This window comes from Deltaproteobacteria bacterium (assembly GCA_003696105.1).
Taxonomy (GTDB): Bacteria; Myxococcota_A; Polyangia; order Haliangiales; family J016; genus J016.
Map to the genome: position 1 here is coordinate 1 of RFGE01000129.1, position 6,632 is coordinate 6,632.

The following is a 6,632-nucleotide window of genomic DNA, read 5'->3' on the forward strand; positions in this document are numbered from 1 at the left end:
AGCATCTTCGTCGCCGTCGAGGCCATCGGCGAGGGCAAGGCGCCCAACTTCATCCTCCGCCCCGGTGACGTCATCTTCGTCGACGAACGGGCGTTCTGAACGCAACATCTGGGCGTCGCCGATCCGGCATTGGTCTTCAGAGCCAAGGCAGCCGTGAACCGGGCCCATCATGCTTCGCACAGCCGCCCACGGCTGCTCTACACCGCCACTCACGCGATGACGGTACGGGCATTCCTGGTCGACCAGATGCGGTACATGCAGTCCCAGGGATTCGATGTCACGGTCGCGTGCGCGCCCGACCGAGACCTTGCGGAGCAACTCGCTGACGCTGGCATCGGCTACGCGCCCGTGCGAATGAACCGTGAAATGAGTCCGGCCGCAGATCTGTTCGCACTCCACCGCATGGGCCAGATAGTTCGACGGCTCCGCCCCGACATTGTGAACGCGGGGACGCCGAAGGCTGGATTGCTGGGAATGCTGGCCGCCCGCGCCGCGCACGTGCCGGTGCGGATCTACCTGTTGCGTGGACTAAGGCTCGAGGGCGAAGTGGGCCTCCGCCGCGCGCTGCTCGCGGCAACGGAGCGGCTCGCGTGCGCGTGTGCGCACGCGGTCGTCTGCGTGAGCTCGAGCGTTCGCGACCGGGCGGTGGCCCTGCGGCTGACGCCCCCGGCGCGATGCGTGGTTCTTGGTGCCGGCGCCTCAAACGGCGTCGATATGAGGCGGTTTTCTTGGAGCGAGGAGATGTGTTCGAGGGCGCGGGATCTGCGGTCCCGGTACGGGATCGCGCCAGACGCTCCGGTTGTCGGCTTCGTCGGCCGACTGTGCCGGGACAAGGGAACCCCCGACCTTATCCACGCCTTCGTGGGCGTGCGTGCCCGAATTCCGCGGGCCACGCTGGTTCTCGTGGGCGACTGGGAGAACGAGCGCCCGGCGCGCTTGCCACCGGGCGTCGTCGTGACCGGCTTCGTCGAGGATACGGCTCCGTGGTACGCGCTGATGGACGTCCTTGCGTTTCCCTCGTACCGCGAGGGCCTGCCCAACGTCCCGCTGGAAGCCGCGGCGATGGGGGTCCCAACTGCCGGGTACGAGGCGACCGGGACCGTCGACGCCGTCGGACACGGTGAGGGGGGAACCCTCGTTCCTATCGGCGACGCCGACGCGCTCGCCCGCGCGCTCCTCCGCTACCTGGAGGACCCTGCCCTTCGGCGAGCGCATGGCCGAGCAGCACGCGCCCGGGTCGCACGCCTATTCTCGCATGAGAAGGTGTGGAAAGCGTGGCGAGACGAGTACAATAGGCTCCTCGCCCGGGCCGGCTCGTTTCCCGGGCGGGGGCGCAGAGCGTACGATGCCTGTTGAGCCCGGACACGTTCGCCGCCTCCGTCCGCGCGACGACTGCAAACGTGCCGCGAGGGGACGGAGCGCGACAACGCCGGCGCCTGGTAGGTCGAGCAGGAACCGAGCCTACGAGACCGTCAAGCGAGTGCTCGACGTCGGAGTCGCGGCGACGGCGCTCGCCGCGACCGTGCCCCTTCAGGCGCTCCTGGCTGGCGCCGTGCGGGCCACGATGGGAGCCCCCGTCTTCTTCCGGCAAGATCGGCCGGGTCTCCACGGAAGACCTTTCCAGCTCATCAAGTTGCGCACGATGCGGCCGCCGCGGCCCGGCGAGGATCCGCTCGCCAGCGACGCCGACCGCCTGACCGCGCTCGGGCGCTTCCTGCGGGCCACGAGCCTCGACGAGCTCCCAACCCTGTGGAACGTGCTCCGCGGCGAGATGAGCCTGGTGGGACCGCGCCCGCTGCTCATGGAATACCTCGAGCGTTACTCGCCCGAGCAGGCGCGTCGGCACGAGGTCAAGCCCGGAATCACCGGCTGGGCAGCCGTCAACGGGCGAAACGCCCTGAGCTGGGAGGAAAAGCTCGCCCTCGACGTCTGGTACGTGGACCATCGCTCGCTGTGGCTGGACCTGCGCATCCTGGCGAAGACAGCCGCAATCGTCCTGCTCCGCCGCGGCATCGCGCATCCGGGGACCGCGACCATGCCCGAGTTCCGCGGCACGCAAAGGCGAGGAGGCGGCCATGGCTGATCGCCTCCTCGTCTTCGGCGCGAGCGGGCACGGAAAGGTCGTCGCCGACGTCGCAATGGCAGCCGGCTGGGACGTCGTCGGTTTCGCCGACGACAATCCCGACCGAAAAGAGAGCGCCCTGCTAGAGATCCCCGTCGTAGCGATCGGGGTGGCGGAGGCCGTGCTCTTTTGCCGGCGAGAAGACGCGCACGCAATCGTGGGAATCGGAAACAACCAGGCGCGTCGCCAGGTTCAGAGTCGACTGCACGACGCCGGCGTAGCCGTCGCGACGCTTATTCACCCCCGAGCGATTCTGTCGCCCTCGGCGCGAGTCGGGACGGGGGCGGTGGTCGTCGCCGGCGCCGTGATCAATTGCGAGACAGTCGTCGGGCAAGGAAGCATCATTAATACCGGGGCGACGGTTGACCACGACTGTAGGCTCGGCGACTTCGTGCACGTCTCGCCCGGCGCCCACCTGGGCGGCACCGTCACCGTGGGAGATGATGCGCATATCGGCATCGGTGCCGTAGTCGTGAACAACGTCGGCATAGGGGCGGGATCGATCGTCGGAGCGGGCGCCGCCGTGGTGTCGTCGATTCCGGCCGGCGTCGTCGCCTACGGCGTCCCTGCTCGCGTGAGACGGAGCCTGCGACCGTGACTCGGATCTACCTTTCGCCGCCCCACCTCGGGACGCGCGAGCGCGAGCTTCTCCTCGAGGCGCTGGAGTCGAACTGGATCGCGCCGCTCGGACCGCAGGTCGAGGCGTTCGAGCGCGAGATGTGCGAACGCCTCGGCGGCGGTCATGCGGTCGCCCTGTCGAGCGGCACGGCCGGCCTGCACCTTTCGCTCGTCGTCCTCGGGATCGGTCCGGGTGACGAGGTGATCGTGCCCACTCTCACTTTCGCTGCGACAGCCAACGCGGTCGTATACACAGGCGCCCGCCCCGTGTTCGTCGATTGCACGGCGGACGCATGGACGTTGTCTCCGGATCTGGTCGAGGAAGAGCTTGACGCAGCCCGCCGAACGGGCCGGCGGATCAAGGCGGTGATCGCTGTCGACCTCTACGGCCACTGCGCCGACTACGATTTGTTGGAGCCTCTTTGCGCTCGCTACGGCGTGACCTTGATCGAAGACGCGGCGGAAGCACTCGGCGCTCGATACGGAGAACGGCCGGCGGGGACGTTCGGGGCAATGGGAGTGTTCTCGTTCAACGGCAACAAGATCATCACCACGAGCGGCGGCGGGATGCTCGTCTCTCGCCGCGCAGAGTGGATCGAGCGCGCCCGACATCTTGCCACACAGGCGCGCGAGCCCGTGATGCACTACGAGCACCGGGACATCGGATACAACTACCGGATGAGCAACTTGCTGGCCGCAATAGGTCGGGGCCAGCTCTCGGTGCTGGACGACCGGGTCCGCGCGAGACGGCGCGTGAACCGGCTCTATCGCGACCGACTTGGCGACCTGCCGGGACTCCGCTTTCTTCAGGAACAGCCTCGGAGTTTCTCGACCTTCTGGTTGACCTGCGCCACCGTGGACGCCGCTGCCTTCGGGGCGAGCCGCGACGACATCATCGCGGCGCTCGCGGCCGAGGAGATCGAAGCGCGACCGGTCTGGAAACCAATGCACCTGCAACCCGTATATCGCGGAGCGCGGACGGTGGGCGGGGCAACGGCAGCGCGGCTGTTTCACGACGGCATCTGCCTGCCGAGCGGAAGCAGCCTCGGCGACGACGACATCGCTCGCATTGCAGATCTCGTTCGGAGGTGCCATGGCGCATGAGCGCGAGGCCGAGGCAGCAGGCACCAGCCCGTCCCGAAAGCGTGCGCGGTCGCGCCGGGGTCCTATCTCGCTGCTAAGAGCTGGCACCAGCTCGATTCTCTTTTCCACGCTCATCTGTGCACCTCTCGCCATCGGCGGCGTGCACGAAGGCGTCCGCCTCGCGCTCTTCGTCGCGTGCGCGGTCGGGCTGTTCTTGCTCCTCGCCGAACGCCGCGCGGCGCACAAACCCTTCCCCGTGACGGTGCCTCTGTTGGCGCTCGGGGTCGCGGTCGCGGCGACGGCGCTGCATCTCGTCCCGCTCCCCCGCGGGCTGCTCGCCCTCTTGTCGCCCCAGGCAGCCGCGACCCTGGACGCCACGCTCGACTCTTGGCGCGCGCACGCGATTACCCTAGACCCGCCCGCTACGTGGCACGAGCTTGCCAAACTCGGCGCCTACCTTGCCTTCTTCGCCGTGGCATCCACATACGCCTCGCGCACCTATCGTCGTCGTCGGCTCATCGTCGCAGTCGCCGGTGTCACGACACTGGTGGCCGTCATCGGGCTCCTGCAGGCCGTCGCCGGAACGAACAAGATCTTGTTTTTCTACACGCCCGAGCAGGAGTGGGCTGCGCTCGTGAGGGGGACCTTCGTCAATCCGAACCACTTTGGCGCACTGATGTGCCTTGGCGCGCCCTGCGCACTCGTCGTCGGATTGCGCGAGCGCCGATCACGCGCGTGGGCGTTCGCGGCCACCGCCGTCATCAACGTCGCGGGAGTACTGTCGCTCAGTCGCGGCGCGCTAGTCGGGCTCGTCGTTGGGCAAGCGCTCGCCTTCTTGCTCGACCGGCGCCAGGCGAAGATGCGTGCTGTGCGCCCCTCGCGGGGCACAGCGTGGGCGCTCGGACTGGCAGTCGTGTGTGGCGTCGGCGCGGCGCTGGCGGTCGCGGGCGAAAAAGTCGGTCCCCAGATCGAAGCGCTTCCGGGACAAATCGCACGCAACGAAACCAAGGCGGATGTATGGGCCGCCGCGCTCCCGCTGGTCGCCAACTATCCCATTACCGGCGTCGGACGAGGTGCCTTCGAGCAGGCGTTCACCCGCGTTAGCGAACTCGCCGGGCGCCACAGGTACCCGTGGATCGAAAACATCTACCTTCAAACTGTCGTCGACTGGGGTGTGCCCATCGCACTGGTTTTGTGTGCGTTGGCCGCGTGGGGACTACGTCTCGCTGTGCGCCGGCTTGCGAACGAGCCGCTCGCGCCCGGCGCGCTGGCCGGCCTTGCCGCGCTCGCGGTCCACGAGGCTGTGGACTTCGCCATCGAGATCCCGGGCGTCGCGTTCCCGGCGCTCGCCGTGCTTGCTGTCGTCTTTGGACACCGTTTGACCGACGACGTTCGCGGACGACATCGCGCGCACGCGCGTAAGGTCTCGTTCGTAGTGCCGGTCGCCCTTCTCGGGGCGTCTACGATCGCGTTCGCCCGGCCGCTCGCGGACGAAGACGGCGCACGGGTGCGGGCGATCGCGCGCGACTTCGGACAGCCCGTCGAGCGCGTGCTCACCACCGCCCGCGCTGCCGCTTCGCGCCACCCGGCGAGCTATTTCATTTTCGCGGTGACGGCCGAGCGGCTCGCCACCGAGGGCCACCCGGAGACCATGCGCTGGCTGAACCGCGCGATCTTCCTCAACCCGAGTTATGCCCCGGCTCACATCCTGGCGGCCCGGGTGCTCGCGCGGACCGGGCGCAAGTCGCAGGCGTTGCTCGAGTATCGGCTCGCTCTACGTTATGCTTTCTACAAACGCCCCGTTCTCGAAGAGATTGCCCGAATCTACCCGGGTATCGAGGACCTTGTGTCGGCGACGCCGCACGACGCCCGCCACCTCGCCATGCTGGGCAAGTGGCTACGCTCGAAGCGCCGCATGGCGGATGCCGATCGCGCCTATCGAGAACTTCTCTCGATTGCGCCGACTGACGTGACGGCGTTGCGATCTCTCGTACAGCTCGCGCTCCAACGTCGCGATGCCGCCGCGGCACGTCGGTGGGTCGCGCGCTTGCGCGAGCAAGATCGCTCGCCGGCAGCCGGGCGACTCGAGGTCAGGGTACACCTGCTGTCTGGGGACGCGAGCGCCGCCGTCCGCGCGCTTGACGGTCTCGATCACACCGCGGAGACCTTCGCTCTCGAGATCGACGTTGCGACCGCGCTGGCGCGCTCGGGAAACCTCGACCAGGCACGCCGGTTGCTCGACCGAGCAACGCAACTGTACCAGCCGGGCCCCAAGGATCTCGCTCGCATCCACCTCGCGCGCGCCGAAATCGAAGCGCGCGCCGGAAACCCCCACCAGGCCAACTGGGAGCGCCAGACCGCGCGACGCCTGACCGGACAATGAACGCGCTGACCGCGCAACGACTCCAACACATCCGGCCGCACCCGCCTTCATCCGGCGAGCGCTGGTCCTGCTAGAATCCGCATCCACATGTCCGACGCGTCCCACAAGCCGCCGGCGTTTCTTGTCCGGCACCGCCTGCTCGTTGGCGCCGTAGCCAACGTGGTGTTACTCGGGGCGGCATACACCAGTGCGTTCCTCCTGCGTCTCGATCTGCGCATCCCTCCCCCGTATTGGGATACCTTCCTGGCTACGCTTCCGGTCGCGGTAGCCTTGCAGTACGCCGGGCTACACATGTTCAAGCTCACGCGGGGCTGGTGGCGGTACGTCGGCGTCGTGGACTTCGCCAACGCTGTCAAGGCCAGCGTGCTCGGTACGCTCGGGCTGGCGACCTATGTATTCCTCGTGCACCGCCACAGTTCCTACCCG

7 protein-coding genes are annotated in these 6,632 nt (G+C 68.0%); all 7 read left to right on the forward strand.

Going from position 1 to position 6,632, the window contains the following annotated elements; all coding sequences use genetic code 11:
• On the forward strand, positions 1-99 hold a 99-nt coding region (locus tag D6689_08825), incomplete at its 5' end, for a polysaccharide export protein (GenBank protein RMH42212.1).
• A gap of 30 nt (positions 100-129) precedes the next feature.
• Positions 130-1,356, forward strand: a complete 1,227-nt coding sequence (locus D6689_08830; GenBank protein RMH42213.1) for a glycosyltransferase family 1 protein — start codon at positions 130-132, stop codon at positions 1,354-1,356.
• On the forward strand, positions 1,346-2,083 hold the full coding sequence (locus D6689_08835) for a sugar transferase (protein ID RMH42214.1): 738 nt from the start codon (positions 1,346-1,348) through the stop codon (positions 2,081-2,083). Before D6689_08830 ends, D6689_08835 begins: the two co-directional genes overlap by 11 nt.
• Positions 2,076-2,720 carry an acetyltransferase gene (locus D6689_08840; GenBank protein ID RMH42215.1) on the forward strand — a complete coding sequence of 215 codons (645 nt, stop codon included), beginning with the start codon at positions 2,076-2,078 and terminating at the stop codon, positions 2,718-2,720. The genes D6689_08835 and D6689_08840 overlap by 8 nt, the downstream gene beginning before the upstream one ends.
• Complete coding sequence (locus tag D6689_08845; protein ID RMH42216.1) at positions 2,717-3,844, forward strand: aminotransferase class I/II-fold pyridoxal phosphate-dependent enzyme; 1,128 nt, start codon at positions 2,717-2,719, stop codon at positions 3,842-3,844. The genes D6689_08840 and D6689_08845 overlap by 4 nt, the downstream gene beginning before the upstream one ends.
• On the forward strand, positions 3,834-6,206 hold the full coding sequence (locus D6689_08850; protein RMH42217.1) for a hypothetical protein: 2,373 nt from the start codon (positions 3,834-3,836) through the stop codon (positions 6,204-6,206). The genes D6689_08845 and D6689_08850 overlap by 11 nt, the downstream gene beginning before the upstream one ends.
• Positions 6,207-6,293: 87 nt before the next feature.
• Positions 6,294-6,632: hypothetical protein (locus D6689_08855; protein RMH42218.1), on the forward strand; the 339-nt coding region annotated here is incomplete at its 3' end.